A 19339-nucleotide genomic window follows, 5' to 3' on the forward strand; every position below is an offset into this window, starting at 1 on the left:
GTGGCGCCCGGGCCGGGCGCCGACGTGGCCCCCGGGCAGGGCGCCGGGGCTACTCCTCGAGGGTCAGCGCGGCCTTGGGGCAGGACCGTACGGCGTGCCGGACGCGGTCGAGCAGCTCGGCGGGCGGGTTCGGCTCGACGATGTGCAGGACATCGTCGTCATCGAGGTCGAACACCTCGGGCACCAGCCCCACGCACACGCCGTTGGCCTCGCATACCAGCGGATCGACTCGTACTTCCATGGCTCCCTCGCTCAGGTGAGCTTGCGATGGTCCCAGGACGCGACGCTCGTCGGCTCGACGATGTAGGCGTGGCGCTTGGCCGCGGTCTGCTCGACGAACGGGGCGATGGCGTCGTCGTCCTCAAGATCCATCATCCTGCGGACCACTTCGGTGCCAACATACCGAACGTCGTTCGGTTCGGTAAGGGTTCGGACCGTGCCGTACAGCATCAGCCCGTGCAACTCGAAGTATTCCTCGCCCGCCTCGATGAGACAGGTCACCCGAGGGTCGCGGCGCAGGTTGTGCGCCTTCCGCGAGGTCCGGTAGGTCCAGAACGCGATCTTGTCGTCGACCAGTCCGTAGAACATGGTGACCAGGTGGGGGGTGCCGTCGCGGTTGATGGTCGCCAGCTGCAGTTTCTTCTGCTCCTTGAGGAGCGTGGCGACCTCGTCGTCCGTCATCGCGACACGGGAGCGCTGACTCACGCCAGAAAGTAGAACACGTTTCAGTCAGTGGCGGCAAGGGGCGCGGTGCGACCGCGCTCGCGGGCGGTCGCACCGTCGGCCGGTGCGGCGGGTCAGAACGCCACGCCGCACCGGAGGATCACGTTCGCGTACGGGGTCGCCTCGCCCGTCCGGACCACGAGCTTGACGGCGTGCGCGAGCAGCTTCAGCTCCTCGTGCGGCACGTACGTCAGGGCGGGGAGCCGGTCGTCGAGGAGGGCGTGGCACTCGGTGTTGCCGCCCACGACCTCCTCCGCCGCGATCGCGCCCTCGACGACCAGCTCCGCCAGGATCCCGTCGAGCACGTCGGCGAAGCCGGGGATGCCCGGCAGGAACGCGAGGTCCACGGCCTCGGCGTCGGCCGGGATCGGCATGCCGCTGTCGCAGATCAGCACCTGGTCGGTGTGCCCGAGCCGGGCCAGGGCGCCCGAGAGGGCGCCGTTGAGGATTCCCGCGCGCTTCATACGTCCTCCAGGTCCCCAAGGCGCGGGAACGAGCTCTGCGCGCCCGCGACGCGCACGGCGGCCGCGCCGACGCGGGCCGCGAAGCGCGCGGCCTCCGCGAGGTCGTCGCCCTGCGACAGCCGCCACGCCAGGGCCCCGGTGAACGCGTCCCCGGCCCCCGTCGTGTCCACCGCTTCGACGCGCGGGCTCGGGACCTCGGTCACGCCGGTCTCGTCGGCGACGACCGCGCCGTCCGCGCCCTTCGTGATCACGACGGAGCGCGGGCCGCGCGCCAGTAGCCCGGCCGGGTCGCTCGCGCCGAGGAAGGCGGCCTCGTGCTCGTTGACGACGAGAGGGTCGCACAGCGCGAGGAGCTCGTCCGGGACCTCGGTGGGCGGCGACAGGTTGACCACCACGCGGGCGCCGGCGTCGTCGGCGGCGAGCGCGGCGGCCAGCACGGCCTCGAGGGGGATCTCCAGCTGGAGCGAGACCACCGAGGCGTCGGCGATCAGCGGCCTGGCCGCCGTGACGTCATCCTCGGTGATCCGGCCGTTCGCGCCGGGGGAGACGATGATGCTGTTGTCACCGTCGGGGTCCACGGTGATCAGCGCGACCCCGCTCGGGCCCGGTGTGGTGAGCAGGTGGGCGATGTCGACGCCGTCCTCGCGCAGTGCGTCGCGCAGGAAGACGCCCTGGCCGTCGGTGCCGGCGCGGCCGAGGAAGGCCACCCGGCCGCCCAGCCGGGCGGCGGCGACGGCCTGGTTGGCCCCCTTGCCGCCCGGATAGGTCGCCAGGTCCGAGCCGAGGACGGTCTCCCCGGCCGCCGGGCGCCGGTCGACGCGGACCACGAGGTCCGCGTTGACCGAGCCGACGACCAGCACGTCGTAGGTCTTGTCCGGCATCAGGCTCCGTTCGTGAACTGGGCGACGTTGTCCTTCGTGGCCACCTTCACGGGGACGGCCACGTTAGCGTCGATCTTGCCGCCCTTCGCGGCCTTTACGGCGGACTGTACGGCCAGCTGACCCAGGAGCACCGGCTGCTGGGCGACGTCGGCGCTGAGCGTGCCCGCCTGGACGGCCTTGATCCCGTCCGGCGTACCGTCGAAGCCGACCACCTTGACCTGCTTGCCGGCCTTCCCGCCCAGCGCCTTGATCGCGCCCAGCGCCATCTCGTCGTTGGCCGCGAACACGCCGGTGATGTCGGAGTGCGCCTGGATCAGGTTGGTCATGACGTCGAGGCCCTTGGTCCGGTCGAAGTCGGCGGGCTGCTGCGCGACGACCTGGATGCCGGGGAACGCCTTGATGCCCTCGCTGAAGCCCTGCTGCCGGTCCCGGGCGGCCGAGGTGCCCGCCGTGCCCTGCAGGACGGCGACCTTGCCCTTGCCGCCGAGCGCCTTGCCGAGCTCCTGCGCCGCCAGCTTGCCGCCGGCGACGTTGTCGGACGCGACGGTCTGGGCGGCGTCCGCGCCCGTCACACCGCGGTCGGCGGCGATCACGGGGATCTTGCTGCGGTCGGCGGCCTTGACCGCCGGCGCGGCGGCCGAGGAGTCGACCGGGTTGATGATGATCGCCTTCATGTTCTGGCTGACGAAGTTCTGCACCTGGTTGACCTGCTGCGAGGCGTCGTTCTGAGCGTCCGTCACGGTGATCTTGACGCCCTCCTTCTTCGCCTCCGCCTCGGCGCCCTGGCGCAGCTGCACGAAGTACGGGTTGTTCAGCGTGGAGACCGACAGGCCGAGCTTGATGTCGCCGCCACCGCCGCCGGCGGAGGAAGAGCTCTTGTTGCAGGCCGTGAGGCCGAGGGCGAGGATCGCTCCGGCGGCCGCCACCGCGGCCGGCTTGATGAACTGCATGATGGTGCCTTTCTTGATTCTTCAGCGGGTCTGGCGGCGGCGCAGCGTGTCGAGGAGCACCGCGAGGGCGATGACGACCCCGATCACGACCTGCTGCCAGAAGGCGGAGACCGACAGGAGGTTCAGGCCGTTGCGGAGGACGGCGAGGATGAGAGCGCCGACGAAGGTGCCGAGGGCCTTGCCCTTGCCGCCGGACAGGCTGGCGCCGCCGATGACGACCGCGGCGATCGCGTCCAGCTCGTAGCCGAGGGCGGCCTGCGGCTGTGCCGACGCGAGCCGGCTGGCGAGCACGATGCCCGCGATGGCGGCGAAGCCGCCCGCCAGGGCGTACGTGATGAGCTTCTGCCGGGTGACCTTGATCCCGGACAGCCGGGCGGCCTCTTCGTTGCCGCCGATCGCGTACATCGCGCGCCCGGCGTACGTGCGGTTCAGCACGACGGCGGTGATGACGCCCATCACGAGCATCACGATCACCGGCACGGGCAGGTAGCTGCCGATCGTGTCGCCGAGGTGCGACACCGAGTCGGGCAGGGCGATGGGGCTGCCCTGGGAGATGACGAGGCCGAGGCCGCGCGCGACGCCCTGCATGGCGAGCGTGGCGATGAACGGCGGCAGCTTCCCGTACGTGATCAGCGCGCCGTTGACGAGGCCGCACGCGATGCCGACGAGCAGCGCGAAGCCGGTGGCGAGCGGCCAGGGCATCCCGTTGCTGGTGGCGGTCCAGGCGAGGACGACCGCCGAGAGGGCCGCGACCGCGCCGACCGACAGGTCGATGCCGGCCGAGATGATGACGAAGGTCTGGCCGAAGGCGAGGATCGCGGTGACCGCCGCCTGGACGCCGACGTTGAGCAGGTTCGTCACCGTGAGGAAGTCGCCGGACAGCAGCGTCAGGGCGACGACCAGGACGATGAGCCCGATGAGCGAGCCGTTCTCGCTCAGTACGGAGCCGCCCTTGCGCAGGCGCAGGACTCCCGTTGTCATGCCGATTCCTCCAATTCGCCGACGGCGAGTGCCATCACCGAGTCCTGGGTCGCGTCGGCGGCGCTGAGCTCGCCGGCGAGCCTGCCGCGCGCCATCACGAGCACCCGGTCGCTCATGCCCAGCACCTCGGGGAGGTCGCTGGAGATCATGAGCACCGCGTGCCCGGCGGCGGTGAGCGAGTTGATGAGCTGGTAGATCTCGACCTTCGCGCCGACGTCGATGCCGCGCGTCGGTTCGTCGAGGATGAGGACCCTCGCCTCGGCCAGCAGCCACTTGCCGATGACGATCTTCTGCTGGTTGCCGCCGGACAGCGTGCGGACCTCCTGGGTGAGGCCGCTCATCCGCACGCCGAGCTGCTCGGCGACCTTGGCGGCGGCCTTGGTCTGCCCCGCCCGGTCGACGAACCCCGCGTGCGTCGCGTGGCGCATCGTCACCAGGCCGAGGTTCTCCCGGATGTCCGCGCCGAGGACGAGGCCCTGGCCCTTGCGGTCCTCCGGCACCAGGCCGAGCCCCGCCTCCATGGCGGCGGTGACGTCGCCGCGGCGGAGCCGCCGCCCGTCGACGAGGACCTCGCCGGAGTCGTAGTGGTCCGCCCCGAAGATCGCCCGCACCACCTCGGTACGACCGGCGCCGACCAGCCCGGCCAGGCCGACGACCTCGCCGGCGCGCACCTCGAAGGACACGTCCTCGAAGACGCCCGTACGGGTGAGGCCGCGGACCTCCAGCAGCGGAGCGCCCCGTGTGGAACGTTCCCGTGGGTACTGCTGGTCGATGGAGCGGCCGACCATCCGGCGCACGAGGTCGTCCTCGGGAGTGTCGGCGGGCACCTCGGCGACCGACGCGCCGTCCCGCAGCACCGTGACCCGGTCGCCGATCTGGGCGATCTCCTCCAGGTGGTGGGTGATGAAGATGATCGCCACGCCCTGCTCCTTGAGCTGCCGGACGATCGTGAACAGCCGTTCCACCTCGGTGGTCGTGAGCACGGCGGTCGGCTCGTCCATGATCAGCACCCGGGCGTCGAGGCCGAGCGCCTTGGCGATCTCCACCATCTGCATCCGCGCGATGCCGAGGCTCTCCAGCGGCGCGCGCGGGTCCGCGTCCACGCCGACCCGGTCGAGCAGCTCCTGGGCGTGGGCGTACATCGCCTTCTTGTCGACGAATCCGAAGCGCCGGGGCGGCCGGCCGAGCATGAGGTTCTCCGCCACGGTCAGCTGGGGCACCAGGTTGAACTCCTGGTAGATGGTGGCGATGCCAAGCTGCTGGGCGTCCTCGGCGGTGCGGATCGTGGTCTCCCGGCCGTCCACGAAGATCGTGCCCTCGTCCGGGTGGTACGCGCCGGACAGCATCTTGATCAGCGTGCTCTTGCCCGCGCCGTTCTCGCCGAGGAGGACGTGCACCTCGCCCGGGCGCAGGTCGAAGTCGACGCCGTCGAGCGCCACGACCCCGGGGAACCGCTTGCGCAGCCCGCGCACCCGCAGGATCTCCTCTGTCATCAGGTCTCCGTTTCTCCGCAGGAGCGGCGGATCACGAGCCGGGCCGGCAGGACCACCGACTCGACGGGACGGCGCTCGACGCGCTCGAGGAGCACGCGGACGGCGCGCCGTCCGAGCTCTTCGGCGGGCTGGGTGATCGCGGTGATCGGCGGGTCCAGGTGCACGAACCAGGCCACGTCGTCGAACGAGGCCAGCGCGACGTCACCCGGGATCCGCAGCCCACGCGCCCGGATCTCGTCCAGGGCGCCGAGCGCCATGAGGTTGTCTCCCGCGAAGATCACTTCGGGGGGTTCGGGCAGGTCGAGGAAGCGGGCCGCGATGGCCCGTCCGCTGGCCGCCTGGAAGTCACCCGCTTCGAGGTACTCGTCGCGGAGGTCCAGGTCGCATTCTCGCATCGCGTCCAGGAACGCCCGCGTCCGCTCCCGGCCGGTGGACAGCAGCTCCGGCCCGGAGATGAACGCGACCCGGCGGTGGCCGAGCCGGTGGATGTGCCGGACCAGGTCGTGGATGGCGGCGGTGCCGTCGGCGCGCACGGCCGGCACGTCGAGGCCGGGGAGCGTGCGGTCGAGGAAGACGAGGGGACTGCCGGCGCGGACGCAGTCGTCGACGAGCGGGGTCGTCTCCGCGGTCGGGCAGATCAGCAGGCCGTCGACCCGCTGCTCGAGGAGCGTGCGCACGTAGTGGTCCTGTTGCTCGGGGCGCTCGTCGGCGTTGCCGATGACGACCGTGTACCCGGCCGCCCGCGCCTCGTCCTCGACCGCCCGGGCCATCGCGGCGAAGAACGGGTTGAGGATGTCGCCGATGATCAGCCCGAGCGTCCGGGTGGCCTCGGTGCGCAGCGAGCGGGCGACGCCGTTCGGTGTGTAGCGCAGCGCCCGCATGGCCGCCACGACCTTCTCCCGGGTCTCCTCGCTGACCCGCGGACTGTCGTTGAGCACGCGCGACACCGTGGCGACGGAGACGCCGGCGCGTGCGGCAACGTCCTTGATGCCGGCCATCGGTCCTCCTGATCGGCGCTGTGGAAACGATTACACGGGACTATATGGAAACGATTACATGATCGATATGTGACCTGACGCACATTTGGGGGCGGATGGGGAGCCATCCGTCACGGTGGATAGGGTGCCCGAGATGACGAGCCAGGCGACGAACCACGTGCCGATGCCGACGGCGGGCGAGCGGCCGCCCGTGACCGACGTACCGATGCCGGCCGACCTGCGCCGCGCCGCCGAGGCCGCCAAGGGCTTCATGCCGGTGCCGGAAGGGCTCGCGCTGTACGAGACGGCCCTGGAGTACGGCGCGCGCGGGCCGATCCTCGAGGTCGGCAGCTACTGCGGGAAGTCGGCCGTCTACCTCGGCGCCGCCGCCCGTACGGCCGGCTCCACGGTGGTGACGGTCGACCACCACCACGGCTCGGAGGAGAACCAGGCGGGCTGGGAGTACCACGACCCTGCCCTCGTCGACCCGACGACGGGCCGGATGGACACCCTCCCGGTGTTCCGCCGGACGATCGCCGCCGCCGGCCTCGAGGACCACGTCATCGCGATCGTCGGCGAGTCCGGCGCCGTCGCGGCGCTGTGGGCGCGGCCACTGGCCATGGTGTTCATCGACGGCGGCCACGCCGAGGACCTCGCCCAGGCCGACTACGACGGCTGGGCACCGCACGTCATGCCGGGCGGCGCCCTCGCCTTCCACGACATCTTCGCCGACCCCGCCGACGGCGGTCAGGCGCCGTACCGCGTCTACCAGCGGGCCCTGGCCACCGGGCAGTGGACCGAACGCCGCGTCGAGGGCTCCCTCCGCGTCCTCGAGCGGTCCTGACCCTCAAGCCTCAGCGCGCCGGACGAACACCGCGAACACCGCGGTGACCATCGCCATCGCACCGATGACGACGAGCTGGGTGTGCATCCCGGCGATCAGTGAGCCCTTGGCGTCAGAGGGAAGGGCCAGGGCGTACAGGACGGACGTTCCGACGGCGCCGCCGATGAGCTGCCCGCCCTGGTGCAGCCCGCCCGCGGCGCCCGCGAGGCGTGTCGGGGAGTGCCCGAGGACCGCTGCGGCGGCGGTGGGGATCACCAGGCCCAGACCGAGCCCGGCGAACGGCAGCCACGGCCACACGGCGGTGTAGGACGAGTGCGCTCCGAGGGAGGACAGGCCGAACGCCGCGACCATGGTGAGCAGGAGCCCGATGACGAGCGAAGGCCGCGGTCCGGCCCGCCCGCCGACGGCGGCGGCCACGCCCGCGCCGACGACGTACGCCAGCGTCATCGGCAGCACGCCCACCGCCGTGGACAGCGGTGACCCGTTGAGAACGACCTGCAGATAGATCGTCAGCAGGAAGTACAGGCCGTTCAGCGCGGCGAAGCCGATCGCCGTGAGGCCGATCGCCGCCGGAAGCGACGGGGAGGCCAGCAGTACCGGAGGACGTCCGCGCCGCATCTGCGACTCCACGACCCAGAAGATGACCACCAGCAGCACGGCACCCACCAACAGCACGCCCGTGACCACGCCGTTCGACACGCGGACACGTATCACCGCGAAGGTCAGCACGAACAGCGCCGCCGACAGGAAGACCATCCCGGGCGCGCTGAACGACGCCGCCGCGTCGCCGCGCGACTCCCGGCCGGCGACCAGGACGATCAGGGCGGCGAGGACGCCCACCACGGCGGGAAGGATGAACACCCACCGCCACGCGAGCCCGGAGATCACCGGCCACGCCAGGAACACGCCGGCGAGCGCCGCGCCGCCGGTCACGGCGCCCCAGATCCCGGTGGCGACGTTCAACCCGACGCCGGAGAAGGCCTCCCGGACGAGCCCCAGCCCGGCGGGCAGCGCCAGGCCCGCCGCGACGCCCGCCACGAGCCGCAGCGCGATGAGCACCCCGACCGTGGGCGAGAGAGCCGTCAGAAAGGTGACCGCCGCGCACGCGGCCGTACCGATGACGAAGAGTTTCTTGCGCCCGAACCGGTCGGCGAGCCACCCGCCGACGACGACCGTGAGCGCCAGCCCCAGGAGCTGTGCGTTCGCGACCCAGGTCAGGCTGCCGACGCTGACGTGCATGGCCGCCTGGATCGCGGGGATCGCGAGGTTCACCCCGCTCGCGGGCAGTGAGCTCGCCAGCATGCCCAGCACCACGCCGATGAGGGCGAGCGCCGGGACGCCTCGGGGAGCCGCGGGGACCGGAACCGCGCCCTGGTGCTGCGTGGCGACGGCGGCTCCCTGCGTGAGCAGGGTCGTGACGTCGCCCTGAGGGGCGCCGGGCGGCGCGCCCAGCAGGTGCACGAGCGCCTGGACGGCGGTCGGCCGCCGCCGCGGGTCCTTGTCCAGGCAGGCGGCGACCAGCCCCGCCAGCCACGGAGGCAGCCCGTTCAGATCCGGAGCGCCGTACAGGATCCCGTGCATCACCGACGGAACCGAGTCGCCCGCGAAGGCCCGGCGGCCGGTCGCCGCGAACACCATGGTCAGGCCCCACGCGAACAGGTCGGCGGCCGGCCCGATCGCCCCGTTGGCCAGCTGCTCCGGCGCCATGTACGCGGGCGTGCCGACGACCTGGCTCGTCATCGTCGCGTCGGAGTCCAGCACCCGCGCGATGCCGAAGTCGATGACGCGGGGACCGCCCGGCCCCATGATGACGTTCGCGGGCTTGAAATCGCGGTGCACGATCCCGGACTGGTGAATCGCCGCGAGCGCGGTCGCGGTGCCGATCGCGAGCCGCAGCAGGTCGGGCTCGGCGAGCCGGCCCAGCTCCTGCAGCGCCGGGCCGGGCACGAACTCGCTCACGATGTACGGCTGGTCGCCGGCGACGTTCGCGTCGATTACCGGCGCGGTGCAGAACCCGGGGACCCGCTCGGCGGCCGACAGCTCCCGGACGAACCGCGAACGCGCCTTGGCGTCCTCGCTGAGATGGGCGCGCAGCAGCTTGATCGCCACCTGGCGTCCGGCCGCGTCCGCCGCGAGGTAGACCACGCCTTGGCCGCCCTCCCCGAGGCGTGCCGTCAGCGTGTAGTCGCCGAGCCGTGGGGGATCGCTCGGGAGCAGCGCTGCCGTCATTCCGTCCTCCGGAGGGGTCAGCCGTTCGGCCGTCGGCCATGGGCCGAATCCGATCTTTATCAGAAACGGGCCGACGGCGACCATATCGGCACGCTCCGCATCCGACCGGATCCGGACGACGCTCCGGAGTGCCGGTCAGGCGCCGAGCGCGGCGCGGACGTCCATCAGCGCGAAACCGAGCAGGTTCAGGCCCCGCCACTCCGCCGGGCGCAGCGCCTCCGGCTGGGACGCCGACAGCCCGATTCCCCAGATGGTGTCGTACGGGCTGGCCTCCACGAGCACACGGTCGCCCGTGCCCAGCAGGAAGCCGCGCAGCGCGGAACTCTGCCCGAACTTCGCCTCATTGGCCGCGACGACCAGGCCGTACCGCTGCTCGGCCCACGTCTCCTCGTCGAACCCGCGCACCTTGCGCCCGGCGCCCTTGGCCTTGCCCGGGTCATCGTCGGCGAGCACGCGCTTCTCCGCCTCGGCATCCCCGAACAGCCGAGCCTTCCCGGCCATCATGTAGTGCTCGGCGGTGGCATACCGCACCCCGTCCACCGTGAACGGCGCCGGATACCACTGACTCAGGCAACTCTTGCCGACTCCGCCGCCCTTCGGCGGCCGATGCCCCCAGAACAGCAACAGCTCCGGTAGTTCGCCCTGCTCTTCCAGCCGGACCAGATCCTCGACGCGCATACCGCCCGATGCTGGTGGACCCGGCCGCCCGCCGCAATCCGATTCCCGGCGACGTACCCACCCGTCGGCCGATGGAAATCCCAGAGGCGGCTCGTGGTAATGATCTCCTCATGCCGGACAACGCCCCTCTTCGTCGGATCACCCCAGGCCGTGTTCTGGCGGCGCTCGCGGCCGTCGCCGTGCTCGCCGCGGCCGTCTGGTTCCTCGTTCTGCCGCACTTCACGCTCAGGCACGAGTCCGAGCTGCCCCATGGGAACGGCCGCCTCGCGGCGGCCTGCGGGAATCCCGGTGTGGCGTACAGCTCGGCCCACCCCTTCACCGGCCCCTCCCCGCACGGCGTCGAGGTCTACGAGAAGATCGGAAAGTCGTACGTCAACGCGGGGGCGACGCTGCCCGATTCGTGGAACGCCCCCTCAAGCGTCGACGTCCGGCTCGTCCTGTGCCTCGAGAAGGTCGGCACCGACGGCGAGATGGACAGCGCCAACTGCACGTACGGCAATCGACAGATGCCGACGGGCCCGAAGCTGAGCAAGCCCATGGACAAGACCATCTACCGGGCGACGCTGCGCGAGCTGCGTACCCACCGGAAGCTCGCCCAGATGAGGCTGACCGGGGAGGACCCCACCTGCCCCGGCAGCGTCTCGCTCAGCGACAGCGATCCCTCCGTGGACAGCCACCTGAGCAAGGCCCAGCTCCTCCAGGCCTTCGGCCGCTACGCCGGCACCTCCTGAGCCCAAGCGCGTACGCGCTGTTGATCAGGCGGCACAGGCGGGGCATGGCGCTTCGACCAGCCTTCCGGCCGGGTCACCGGTTCCGCCGAGGTTCACGACCGTCCCGGCCCGAGGCACACGGGGCAAACCCCGAGGGCCTTGACCGCAGGGCGGTGCCCGACCGGGGAAATCCGTCCGTCCGTCGCCAGGTCATATTCGCGTCCGCTGTCGCGGTGTTCTTCTTCGCCGACCGTGCCCGAGCCGCCGCACCCATCACAGCGGAAAGAGAGCGATCCAAGCGTCTTGCGGCCCTGACCCCCGCGTCACATAGGCCACATGAGGATGAAAAAGGGCCCTGACCGGTCAGAGTCCTATTGCTCCATCGATCTGTTCCCGCAGCAAGTCCACGTGGCCGTTGTGTCGCGCGTACTCCTCCACCATGTGCATCAGCACCCAGCGCAGTGATACGGGCCCTTCGCCAGGTTCATGCCCGATGACTTCAAGGTCCGGCGCTGTGTCGACGAAACGGTCAGCGAACGCGACCTCCGCCTGCCACGCCTCCCACGCCTCGGTAACCATCTGCGCGTCCGCGCTCGCCACATTAAATGCGCCATCGGGAGCGGCCTGAGATGAGAACAGGGGCGAGGGCTCTTGCCCTGCCATCACCCGACGGAACCAGAAGCTCTCGGACTCGGCCGCGTGCCGCACGAGCCCAAGCAGCGACAACGCCGATCGGCCTACTGCCCGCTCCGCCAGCTGCGCCGGCTTCAGGCCAGCGCACTTGAGTGCCAGAGTCTCCCGCTGCCATCGCAGAAATGTCAGCATCGTCGTGCGCTCATCCGCTTGCGTTGGCCGCTTGGCGCGGGGATCGCCATCAGTCTCGACGGGCGGGAGGATCGACATCCCGCCATCATTCACCATCACGGACTGGCATGTGGGGGTGCGACACACAGCCCGGCAGGCCGCGCCGCTCTCGTCTCTCTCAACGCCAGGATGAAAAAGGCTCACTGAAGAGTGGTAAGTAGTATCTCGACGCAGTTGCCGTCTTGGCTGCTCTTGCTGCTCTTACGCCACGCGCCGTCGGAGAGTTCGGACTTCAGTGACATTTGCCTGTCTCTCTACTGCGAGGGGAGATCGCTGGCGGCCTGCTCGATGAGTGCCAGTGATTCATCGGGATGCAGGGCTGCGGCGACGAGCCGGTCAAATGCGATCATATAGCGCGTTACGTCCTCAGGGCCTTCGAGATAGATGTCGCCGGCAAGAGTTTCGATGTAGACCACGTTGGGGTCAGTCGGCTGTGGGAAGCCCAGGATGACGAACGGTCCGGTTGTTCCTGCGTGCGCCCCTGCGCGGAACGGAACCACCTGGATCGTTGTCCTACCCTCATCGGCGGCCTCTATGAGCTGGTGCAACTGCTCGCGCATGATCTTGGAGTCGCCGACGACGCGACGGATGGCAGCTTCATCGATGACCGTCCAGAGGCGAGGGCGCTCGGGCTCAGTCAGAATCTTCTGGCGAGTTGTTCTCACTTGCACGCGACGTTCCACGTCCTCGCGGTTCAGTTCCCGGGGACCACCGTGGAATGTAGCGCGTGCATACTCCTCCGTCTGGAGAAGCCCCGGGATGACCAGCGGCTCGAAGTTTTGAATGGATGCGGCACCAGACTCGAAGCCGATGTACGCCGCGTACGGGTCAGGCAGCACGTCGCGGAACGAGTGCCACCAGCCGGGCTGGCGAGCCTCGCGGGCGAGTTGGAGCAGACTTTCGCGTTCCGCGTCCACGACGCCGTAGAGCTCCAGCAGTGCGCGCATGCTCCGTGGCTGTGGGACAGATCGACCGGTCTCGATTCGGAACACCGTCGACGTCGACCATTCCAAGTGACTGGCCACTTCCTCCCGGCTCAGGTTCGTAGCCTCCCGTCGGCGGGTGAGCTCAAGCGCCAGTTGGCGAGCGCGCAGTGTCGGACTGTGATTCGCGCGTTCTTGCCCGGATTGTCCCCGCGACATCTTGATCCCCTTGCTCGATTCCGTTTGCACTATTGCATCGTGCTGCTCGCGATGCCATGCTGCCTACATGCTGTCACCGATCGAATGCTTAGTGTGTTCGGTCGGTGAAATATCGATATGTGCACTGTGTCCCACTGCATGTTCACGATCGATCTTGGCTGCAATGGCGGACATACCGCCCATGCGACGGAGTCGATGACCCAGCTTCTCTATTTCTCAAATACAAGCGAAGGGCACTCGTGACATCTATTTCACTTGGTACCAACGGCTCCCCCGGAAAAGGCGTCGAAGTCCTGGAAGGGCTCGCCGCCCGGCTGCGGACGGAGGGGTGGTACGCGCGGGTCATCCTCTCCGAGGGGCGGGCGGCGTTACTGCGGGTGGTCAACCCGCTCGCGCCGCCGTTGAACGACGACCTCGCGCTGCGGCAGGACCAGGCGGGGTTGTGGTGGTTCTGCTGGTCGTTCGGCGACCGGATTGCCCACGTCGACAACCTCGACATCGCCGCCGCCCGCATCACCCAGGTCCTCGGCTGCCCCGAGCGCTGAACAAGCCACCGCGGTGGCCGGGATCTTCCCCTGATGCTCGGCCACTGCGGTCACCGACACCTCCTGGAGGTCCCCGGAATGTCCCCCGACCGCAGCACCAGTGCGTCGCACGAGCAGCAGTGGTCATGTCGTCTCGACGGCGACCCGCAGGCCGTCGTCACCGCCCGCGCCCTCACCACCGCCGTACTGCTCGGCTGGGACGCCGACCTGGTCGAGGACGCCGTCCTCGTCACCAGCGAGTTGGTGACCAACGCCATCGCGCACGGCGCCGCCCCCGTCACCCTCGCCATCACCGTGCGGAACGGCCAGGAACTGGCCATCACCATCGACGTCACCGACGCATCTCCCGACCTGCCCGTGCAGCACCTGCCCGGCGAGGTCGGCCATTTCGGCCTATGGATTGCCGAAGAACTCGCCCGCATCACCGTCCACCCGAACCCGCCCGGCAAGACCGTACGCGCCACCTTCGACGTCATCGACGCGAGCCTGCTGCCGTCACCATCGCCTATGACGCCGCCATCCGGCCCGTGACGCAGACTACGCCGGGCGAGATAGGGACTGGACTGTACGACGATCACCGCTGCGGCGGCACACCGGTAGTTCGCCCTGAGCGTGATCGATTGCAGCGGACATCGTGGTGTCGGAGCGTTCGAGGATGACCGCATCCATCGCGCATCTCAGCGATCCGCACATCACGACCGGCCCGCTCGCCGGTGGACCCGCAGAAGGGCTGTACCGAGCGCTCGGCCACGTCCTCACGCTCGACCCGCAGCCCGACTGCGCGGTAATCACCGGCGACCTGGTCGACCGGGGCGATCGGGAAGAATACAGGGCGCTGCGCGAGGTAATCGGCCGATTCCCGCTGCCGCTGCATCTTGTGGCCGGCAACCATGACGACCCCCAGGTGTTGCTGGAGGAGTTCGGCGGCAGGCGCTTCGTCGGCGATACAGGAAAGGCGTACTACGCGGTCGAGCACCCCGCGTTCACCGTCATCGTCTTGGATTCGACGGTTTCCTGCTCGCCGGGCGGTCGCCTGGGTTCCACGCAGTTGGAGTGGCTCGACGGTGTCCTCGTCCACAGATCGGACACCCCGGCAATCATTTGCCTGCACCACCCTCCGATCGCGATCGGTATCCCGTTCCTGGACCGAATGCGGCTTGATGACGGCGAGAAACTGGCCGACGTGCTCGCCCGCCACCGCAATGTCGCGCGCATACTGGCAGGCCACGTGCACCGCCACATCACCGCCGCGTTTGCGGGTAGTACCCTAGCCATCGCCCCCAGCACCCATCTGCAAAGCGGCCTGGCGCTGCACGACACCGTGCCCAACTACCTCCCAGAGCCAACGGGCTTCCTGCTCCACCTCCTCAGCGGGCCTTCCTGGGTCACCCACACCGTGCCCGTCAGCCACGCCGCAGCACCAATCGCGTGCTTTTAGGGGCGACTGTGCCAGCCACAGCCTCCCTTGGATGGCCGCGACCAGCACTGGCGCTTCGTACGAACAGCGACCAGCCGCAGTGGTGCCAGAAGAGGACGGAGCCGATGAGGCGGAGTGGCGGGCCGAGTTGGTCGCCCGCTACGGCATGGTGCGCGGCTCTGATCGAGCTTCTCGACTTCGGGGCGGTGGAATCCCGGCTGCTCTTCGCAGAGGGGGCTCCTGGGGTGCGATAAGCCGGTGTTATCGAAACCCAGAACGGGCGCCTTCCCGAGTGCGCGCTGCGAACGGACCGTCCCACCCTCTATCGTTATCGTCAGGGATCGGTCAGACACGCCACCTCAGCGTTCTACCTGGACGCCACGCGCGAGATCTGGGGGAGCTCGCCGGATCGAGCGGCAGCCTCGGAAGCAAATTCCAGGGAGCGGCGCGAAAGATGAGGAGAGGTGGATGCAATGAAGTGCCAATATCGCCACGCAATAAAAAATTGGAGAGCTTCGTGTCGAGCCGCTTTGTCAGACTTCGCGAAGGCGCATGGAAGGTAGTCGTTCGCCGTCCATTCGTCACGGCAGTATGCCTGGCCGTAGCGATTGCGATCACCGTGCCAGCGAGTATCGCAGTCCAGGACACCGATAAAATTCCAACAGTTAAATGCCCTTCATCCCCACCTCCGGCAGGGCGCTCGCACCAAGAGGATAAATATCGGAAACTTGACGCGAAACAATTAATCCCCGAAACTCCTAGTTCGCTTGTTGCGTGTTTTTATGGCGCCGACGATAAAGACAGGGACCTCTCGAAGCTCAAAGCCAGTATCTCGATCTCGCAACATAGTATTGCTCGTATAGTCGATATAACAAGATCACCATTGCGGCCAGGTGATCACGGGTGTCCCATGATCGCTTTTCAGCAGCAAGTCTTCTTGATCTCGGTGTTCCCCGATGCGCCCGAGCTCGTCACATCGATTCGCTATAGATGTTGGACTGTAACTAACGGGTCTCTGGTGGGATCTTTTACTTCGCCGTCGGTGCAGTCGGCGCTTCTGGCAAAGCTTCGCCAACATTAAATACTGAGGTTCTCGCACCCATGCGTGCGAGAACCTCAGAGGAAGACGGCGAATCCGGGCCGCTTCGACAGATGTCAGTCGTTCGAGGTTCTCTACCTCACGGCGTGGACTGTGCCCAAGTTTTCCATGGGAATATCCTGAGATGAGATTCCCCAGTCGGTCACTGTACCATCGTGTGAATCAACGACAAACGTCAGGGTTGTGCCGTGGGGAGCTTTTCCGCCCTGAGGGATACTCGCTGCGGCCCCGTTGAAGTGCCCGTGAAGTTGGACCAGGTAGGAGGGGCCGTCGCCTGCTACCTGCGATTTGGCCAGCGCGGTGACCGCCCTCTGTCGTGTCGAAAGCACAAAGGTGATATCGGATGGCTTACTTTCTCCGTTGGCTGCGCTGATCTGGTGAGCCAGTCCCTGGAGTACCGCAGGTGCAGACGAGGCGGTCAGTGGTGAGCTTGCATTCGGTGACACATTAGGCGTGGAGCAATTATTGGTCCACGCGTGAGCCCAGGCTCCTGTCGTTCCATCATTAGCGAGGCCTTGAAGCCACCCATCGCTGGTATTCGTCCAGGTGGGCAGGACGCCTGCCCACTTCCCTTCTTGCCGTACCTGGAAGTTGTTTATATAAGCATTTAGGCTCGACTGGGGCTCTGCGGTTACTTCCGCTCCGGCTTGAACGTAAACCCCGACGGGACCACTGGCCGTAGAGCCAATCTTCTTACCTGCCTGCGATATATCCCAACTTCCGCCTCCCGAAGTCGTTATTGAGGTATTGACCCACTGAGCCCCGGAGCCCGACATGACATAGTGCTCGGCGAACTTCCCGCCTGAATACTGTTGAGCCCAAAACCATACGTAATTTCCATTCTGAGTATTTGCCGGGTAGTGGAATATTCCGTATTTCTGCCCGGACTCGAGCCAGGTACTTCCATTATCGGCAGTAATATTCCACATTTCCCAGTTGGCGAATGAGTTCTTTGGGTCGGATACTCCCAAGCATTGAACGTACATGTCGACGCTGACGCCGGTATTGTTGTCGGCGCTGTCGGCGACCTTGGCATAACAATGGTAGTTGAGTGAGCAGGCCTCCGTTGCTGCCTGCCCAGATTGCATTGTTCCGGGGGTTGCGATAGATGAAATGCCGAGCGCCGCCGCGGCCAAGAGACGAATGCTTCTCCGCATCATGTCCTCCTGTTCAGTGATCTTGCATGGAAAGTAACAGAAGGAAATTTTGACCGTAAGGAAATGACCAACATCGGTCATTCTGTCAAACGATCTAGACAAGGGGAGTGCTGAGAAACTGCTCGGCCGGCGGGTCCATCGCCGTCTGAACGGCGTCCTGCGCGTAAGGGACCAGACGGTCCGATCGTCTGGCGCCCCATCTTCGGCATGGTTTCCAAAGACGACCGCACGAACATCCCCACTGCATCGGGATATCTGCAGGTCACGGCCGTCTCTTCCCCTTGTGATGGCCGGTGGTGATGAAGGCGCCGAAGAAAGGGTCGCGGATCGGGGCGCCATGGAACGCGAGCAATCGCCGTATCCCATCCAGGGGCTATCTCCGTGGGAGTGCAGCACGTGGCAGCGGTAGCCGGAGACGGGAGGCTGCGCCGCAGTGGCGATTGTCGGACCGGCTCCGGCCACCACTCGAATCGGTGTCAGAGGTGCTTCCCGGCAGCGTGCAGGACACCAGAGCCGCCTGAATCTGGCGCATCCTGCGAGGCTTGGAACAGGCCGGACTCATCGTGCTGGCCGACAAGGGCTAACACGGTGCCGCCGACCGCATCTGGACCTCTGTCGCGGAAAGAACAAACCCGCCGCCCAGGCGGCCGTCCGGGTGTCGGAGACGTAGTTCGGCGTGTAGATCTCACCGCTTGCTACTGGAAAGGAACTTGCGTACGAGCCGCCAAACTCAGACGCTACTTGACGGAGGCTGCCAAGTACTGGACGATGGCCGTCAAGTAGGTGTGACCGAGTCGGCGGGCGCGCCGAGCTGCCGGGAGGCCGACCATCCGTACCGAGCTCATCGACCAGTTGACCCGCCTCATCGACGTCCGGCTGCTCGATCCGCTGGAGATCCTGCTCGATGGCGACGAGGCGGTAGAGGCGCTGCGCCGTACGGTCCGGGCGCGGGCGGAGGCATGGGCGGACCGGATGCTCGACGGCGACGAGCAGACCGCGACGCACGCGATCGTGCGGGTCGTCGCGACGCTCTACCCCGGTGACGGGCCGTTCGATCCGCCCGCCGAGTGGTGGCGCACGCCCCTAGGGCAGGTCGTCGTCCGGCGGGTCGGGCATCCGACCGTGCAGGCGGTGTCGTACTCGGTCGCCGGGGCGATGCTCGGCATCACCCGGCAGGGCGTCCACGACCTGGTGACGCGCGGCAAGCTCGAACGCCATCCGGACGGCGGCGTGACGCCCGCGTCCGTACGCGACCGCCTGAACCGGCGGTCTCCCACCTCATGAGAGGAACTCCCATGCACGTCCCGATCGCGACCCACGACTTCGGCGGGCCGGGGACGCCCCTGCTCCTGCTGCACGGGGCCGGCGCCAACCTGGCGACGATGGAGCCCTTCGCGCGGGAGCTGTCGGGGCGCTTCCGCGTGGTCACCGTCGACCTGCGCGGTCACGGCGAGTCCGGTGACGGGCCGTGGGAGTGGGCGGCGGTGCTCGATGACCTCGAGACCGTCACCCGTGACCTGGGGACGCCCGCGGTCGTCGGCTGGTCGCTGGGCGGCATGCTGGCCGCGCTGTGGGCCGAGCGCCACCCGGAGTGCCCGCTGGCGGTGAGCGTCGACGGCACGCCGCCGCCCGCCCGGCCGGACCAGCTCGACGGCCTCGACCCCGCGCGGGCGGAGGCGGAGCTCGACCGGCTGCGGGCGGCGTTCGCCGGCGTGTCCGCCGCGTACGCTCGGCCGATGTCGCCCGAGCAGATCGACGCGGCCCTGGAAGGGCAGCGGGTCATGGCGCGGAGGCACAACGCATCCGAAGAAATGGCGGTCGAAGGCTTCCGGCGCAACCTCGTCACCCGGGACGGGGAGACCTGGATGCGGCCCTCGCCCGAGGTCCTCGACGGGCTTCGTACGGCGCTGGAGACGCTCGACGTCATCCCGGTCTACCGGAGGGTGAGGTGCCCGCTCCTGGTCGCCGTCGCGACCGAGGACCTGCCGGAGCAGCGGCCCTTCGAGGAGCTGTACGCGGCCTACCGGCGGAACTTCGAGAGGCGCCTGGCCGAGGCGGCGGAGGCGAACCCCGCGGTGCGCGTCGTACGGGTCGAGGGGGCGAGCCACGCGATGGTCGCCGAACGGCCCGGCGAGCTGGCCAAGCTGATCGGAGCGTTCGCCGACGAGCGCGGCTGAAAGGGGCC

The 19339-nt window shown here is 68.3% G+C and carries 21 protein-coding genes; 7 read left to right on the top strand and 14 right to left on the bottom strand.

The genetic code is table 11. From position 1 onward, the window contains the following. Positions 1 to 49 precede the first annotated feature (49 nt). The 8 genes from ACQP2O_RS09895 to ACQP2O_RS09930 all read right to left on the bottom strand — a co-directional run bounded on the left by ACQP2O_RS09895 (position 50) and on the right by ACQP2O_RS09930 (position 6490). Positions 50 to 241, bottom strand: coding sequence for a ferredoxin (locus tag ACQP2O_RS09895; RefSeq protein WP_433182000.1), 192 nt, complete (start codon positions 239 to 241; stop codon positions 50 to 52). Between the two features lie 11 nt (positions 242 to 252). Then, positions 253 to 681, bottom strand: coding sequence for a pyridoxamine 5'-phosphate oxidase family protein (locus ACQP2O_RS09900; RefSeq protein WP_433182002.1), 429 nt, complete (start codon positions 679 to 681; stop codon positions 253 to 255). Positions 682 to 797: 116 nt separating this feature from the next. Continuing rightward, a complete protein-coding gene (rbsD, locus tag ACQP2O_RS09905) occupies positions 798 to 1187 on the bottom strand; it encodes a D-ribose pyranase (protein WP_433182004.1) in 390 nt (129 codons plus the stop codon). Then, on the bottom strand, positions 1184 to 2068 hold the full coding sequence (locus ACQP2O_RS09910) for a ribokinase (RefSeq protein WP_433182006.1): 885 nt from the start codon (positions 2066 to 2068) through the stop codon (positions 1184 to 1186). The genes rbsD and ACQP2O_RS09910 overlap by 4 nt, the downstream gene beginning before the upstream one ends. Beyond that, positions 2068 to 3018 carry a substrate-binding domain-containing protein gene (locus tag ACQP2O_RS09915; protein ID WP_433182008.1) on the bottom strand — a complete coding sequence of 317 codons (951 nt, stop codon included), beginning with the start codon at positions 3016 to 3018 and terminating at the stop codon, positions 2068 to 2070. The genes ACQP2O_RS09910 and ACQP2O_RS09915 overlap by 1 nt, the downstream gene beginning before the upstream one ends. Positions 3019 to 3039: 21 nt before the next feature. Then, a complete protein-coding gene (locus tag ACQP2O_RS09920; RefSeq protein ID WP_360892702.1) occupies positions 3040 to 3999 on the bottom strand; it encodes an ABC transporter permease in 960 nt (319 codons plus the stop codon). Beyond that, complete coding sequence (locus ACQP2O_RS09925) at positions 3996 to 5492, bottom strand: sugar ABC transporter ATP-binding protein (protein WP_433182009.1); 1497 nt, start codon at positions 5490 to 5492, stop codon at positions 3996 to 3998. The genes ACQP2O_RS09920 and ACQP2O_RS09925 overlap by 4 nt, the downstream gene beginning before the upstream one ends. Continuing rightward, positions 5492 to 6490, bottom strand: coding sequence for a LacI family DNA-binding transcriptional regulator (locus ACQP2O_RS09930; RefSeq protein WP_433182010.1), 999 nt, complete (start codon positions 6488 to 6490; stop codon positions 5492 to 5494). Before ACQP2O_RS09930 ends, ACQP2O_RS09925 begins: the two co-directional genes overlap by 1 nt. Positions 6491 to 6695: 205 nt before the next feature. Between ACQP2O_RS09930 and ACQP2O_RS09935 the strand changes: the two genes are divergently transcribed. Then, positions 6696 to 7313, top strand: coding sequence for a class I SAM-dependent methyltransferase (locus ACQP2O_RS09935; RefSeq protein ID WP_433190976.1), 618 nt, complete (start codon positions 6696 to 6698; stop codon positions 7311 to 7313). Between the two features lie 3 nt (positions 7314 to 7316). On the opposite strand, the gene ACQP2O_RS09940 is transcribed toward ACQP2O_RS09935, so the two are convergent. After that, a complete protein-coding gene (locus tag ACQP2O_RS09940; protein WP_433182012.1) occupies positions 7317 to 9542 on the bottom strand; it encodes an MDR family MFS transporter in 2226 nt (741 codons plus the stop codon). Between the two features lie 135 nt (positions 9543 to 9677). Beyond that, entirely contained in the window at positions 9678 to 10220 is a 543-nt protein-coding gene (locus ACQP2O_RS09945) for an NADAR family protein (protein WP_360892714.1), read from the bottom strand. Between the two features lie 110 nt (positions 10221 to 10330). Between ACQP2O_RS09945 and ACQP2O_RS09950 the strand changes: the two genes are divergently transcribed. Continuing rightward, the gene (locus ACQP2O_RS09950; protein WP_433182014.1) at positions 10331 to 10951 is read left to right on the top strand and encodes a hypothetical protein; all 621 of its coding nucleotides are present in this window, start codon (positions 10331 to 10333) and stop codon (positions 10949 to 10951) included. A gap of 342 nt (positions 10952 to 11293) precedes the next feature. On the opposite strand, the gene ACQP2O_RS09955 is transcribed toward ACQP2O_RS09950, so the two are convergent. The 3 genes from ACQP2O_RS09955 to ACQP2O_RS09965 all read right to left on the bottom strand — a co-directional run bounded on the left by ACQP2O_RS09955 (position 11294) and on the right by ACQP2O_RS09965 (position 12936). Beyond that, entirely contained in the window at positions 11294 to 11833 is a 540-nt protein-coding gene (locus ACQP2O_RS09955) for a DinB family protein (RefSeq protein ID WP_433182016.1), read from the bottom strand. A gap of 101 nt (positions 11834 to 11934) precedes the next feature. Next, positions 11935 to 12036 carry a DUF397 domain-containing protein gene (locus tag ACQP2O_RS09960; protein ID WP_433182017.1) on the bottom strand — a complete coding sequence of 34 codons (102 nt, stop codon included), beginning with the start codon at positions 12034 to 12036 and terminating at the stop codon, positions 11935 to 11937. A 12-nt stretch (positions 12037 to 12048) separates the two neighbouring features. Next, entirely contained in the window at positions 12049 to 12936 is an 888-nt protein-coding gene (locus tag ACQP2O_RS09965; RefSeq protein ID WP_433190978.1) for a helix-turn-helix domain-containing protein, read from the bottom strand. 239 nt (positions 12937 to 13175) lie between these two features. Here ACQP2O_RS09965 and ACQP2O_RS09970 point away from each other — a divergent pair, with 239 nt between their 5' ends. From ACQP2O_RS09970 to ACQP2O_RS09980, 3 genes are all read left to right on the top strand, one after another. Beyond that, positions 13176 to 13481, top strand: a complete 306-nt coding sequence (locus tag ACQP2O_RS09970) for a hypothetical protein (protein WP_433182019.1) — start codon at positions 13176 to 13178, stop codon at positions 13479 to 13481. Positions 13482 to 13559: 78 nt separating this feature from the next. Then, positions 13560 to 14012 (top strand): ATP-binding protein, encoded by a 453-nt coding sequence (locus tag ACQP2O_RS09975; RefSeq protein ID WP_433182021.1) that lies wholly within the window; start codon positions 13560 to 13562, stop codon positions 14010 to 14012. 124 nt (positions 14013 to 14136) lie between these two features. Beyond that, positions 14137 to 14919, top strand: coding sequence for a phosphodiesterase (locus ACQP2O_RS09980; RefSeq protein WP_433182023.1), 783 nt, complete (start codon positions 14137 to 14139; stop codon positions 14917 to 14919). A gap of 1152 nt (positions 14920 to 16071) precedes the next feature. Here the strand turns inward: ACQP2O_RS09980 and ACQP2O_RS09985 are convergent. Beyond that, positions 16072 to 17235: a hypothetical protein gene (locus tag ACQP2O_RS09985; protein WP_433182025.1), complete on the bottom strand. Its 1164-nt coding sequence runs from the start codon at positions 17233 to 17235 to the stop codon at positions 16072 to 16074. 771 nt (positions 17236 to 18006) lie between these two features. On the opposite strand from ACQP2O_RS09985, the gene ACQP2O_RS09990 reads away from it, so the two are divergent. Together ACQP2O_RS09990 and ACQP2O_RS09995 are read left to right on the top strand one after the other, a co-directional pair. After that, entirely contained in the window at positions 18007 to 18438 is a 432-nt protein-coding gene (locus ACQP2O_RS09990; protein ID WP_433182027.1) for a hypothetical protein, read from the top strand. 11 nt (positions 18439 to 18449) lie between these two features. Then, on the top strand, positions 18450 to 19331 hold the full coding sequence (locus ACQP2O_RS09995; RefSeq protein ID WP_433182029.1) for an alpha/beta fold hydrolase: 882 nt from the start codon (positions 18450 to 18452) through the stop codon (positions 19329 to 19331). Positions 19332 to 19339: the final 8 nt, after the last annotated feature.

The organism is Actinoallomurus sp. CA-150999 (assembly GCF_050942425.1).
Lineage (GTDB): Bacteria > Actinomycetota > Actinomycetes > Streptosporangiales > Streptosporangiaceae > Actinoallomurus.

Excerpts from the sequence above, each read along its gene's own strand:
- ACQP2O_RS09895 (WP_433182000.1), bottom strand. The coding sequence starts at position 241 with ATGGAAGTACGAGTCGATCCGCTGGTATGCGAGGCCAACGGCGTGTGC.
- ACQP2O_RS09900 (WP_433182002.1), bottom strand. The coding sequence starts at position 681 with ATGACGGACGACGAGGTCGCCACGCTCCTCAAGGAGCAGAAGAAACTG.
- rbsD (WP_433182004.1), bottom strand. The coding sequence starts at position 1,187 with ATGAAGCGCGCGGGAATCCTCAACGGCGCCCTCTCGGGCGCCCTGGCC.
- ACQP2O_RS09910 (WP_433182006.1), bottom strand. The coding sequence starts at position 2,068 with ATGCCGGACAAGACCTACGACGTGCTGGTCGTCGGCTCGGTCAACGCG.
- ACQP2O_RS09915 (WP_433182008.1), bottom strand. The coding sequence starts at position 3,018 with ATGCAGTTCATCAAGCCGGCCGCGGTGGCGGCCGCCGGAGCGATCCTC.
- ACQP2O_RS09920 (WP_360892702.1), bottom strand. The coding sequence starts at position 3,999 with ATGACAACGGGAGTCCTGCGCCTGCGCAAGGGCGGCTCCGTACTGAGC.
- ACQP2O_RS09925 (WP_433182009.1), bottom strand. The coding sequence starts at position 5,492 with ATGACAGAGGAGATCCTGCGGGTGCGCGGGCTGCGCAAGCGGTTCCCC.
- ACQP2O_RS09930 (WP_433182010.1), bottom strand. The coding sequence starts at position 6,490 with ATGGCCGGCATCAAGGACGTTGCCGCACGCGCCGGCGTCTCCGTCGCC.
- ACQP2O_RS09935 (WP_433190976.1), top strand. The coding sequence starts at position 6,696 with ATGCCGGCCGACCTGCGCCGCGCCGCCGAGGCCGCCAAGGGCTTCATG.
- ACQP2O_RS09940 (WP_433182012.1), bottom strand. The coding sequence starts at position 9,542 with ATGACGGCAGCGCTGCTCCCGAGCGATCCCCCACGGCTCGGCGACTAC.
- ACQP2O_RS09945 (WP_360892714.1), bottom strand. The coding sequence starts at position 10,220 with ATGCGCGTCGAGGATCTGGTCCGGCTGGAAGAGCAGGGCGAACTACCG.
- ACQP2O_RS09950 (WP_433182014.1), top strand. The coding sequence starts at position 10,331 with ATGCCGGACAACGCCCCTCTTCGTCGGATCACCCCAGGCCGTGTTCTG.
- ACQP2O_RS09955 (WP_433182016.1), bottom strand. The coding sequence starts at position 11,833 with ATGTCGATCCTCCCGCCCGTCGAGACTGATGGCGATCCCCGCGCCAAG.
- ACQP2O_RS09960 (WP_433182017.1), bottom strand. The coding sequence starts at position 12,036 with ATGTCACTGAAGTCCGAACTCTCCGACGGCGCGTGGCGTAAGAGCAGC.
- ACQP2O_RS09965 (WP_433190978.1), bottom strand. The coding sequence starts at position 12,936 with ATGTCGCGGGGACAATCCGGGCAAGAACGCGCGAATCACAGTCCGACA.
- ACQP2O_RS09975 (WP_433182021.1), top strand. The coding sequence starts at position 13,560 with ATGTCCCCCGACCGCAGCACCAGTGCGTCGCACGAGCAGCAGTGGTCA.
- ACQP2O_RS09980 (WP_433182023.1), top strand. The coding sequence starts at position 14,137 with ATGACCGCATCCATCGCGCATCTCAGCGATCCGCACATCACGACCGGC.
- ACQP2O_RS09985 (WP_433182025.1), bottom strand. The coding sequence starts at position 17,235 with ATGACCGATGTTGGTCATTTCCTTACGGTCAAAATTTCCTTCTGTTAC.
- ACQP2O_RS09995 (WP_433182029.1), top strand. The coding sequence starts at position 18,450 with ATGCACGTCCCGATCGCGACCCACGACTTCGGCGGGCCGGGGACGCCC.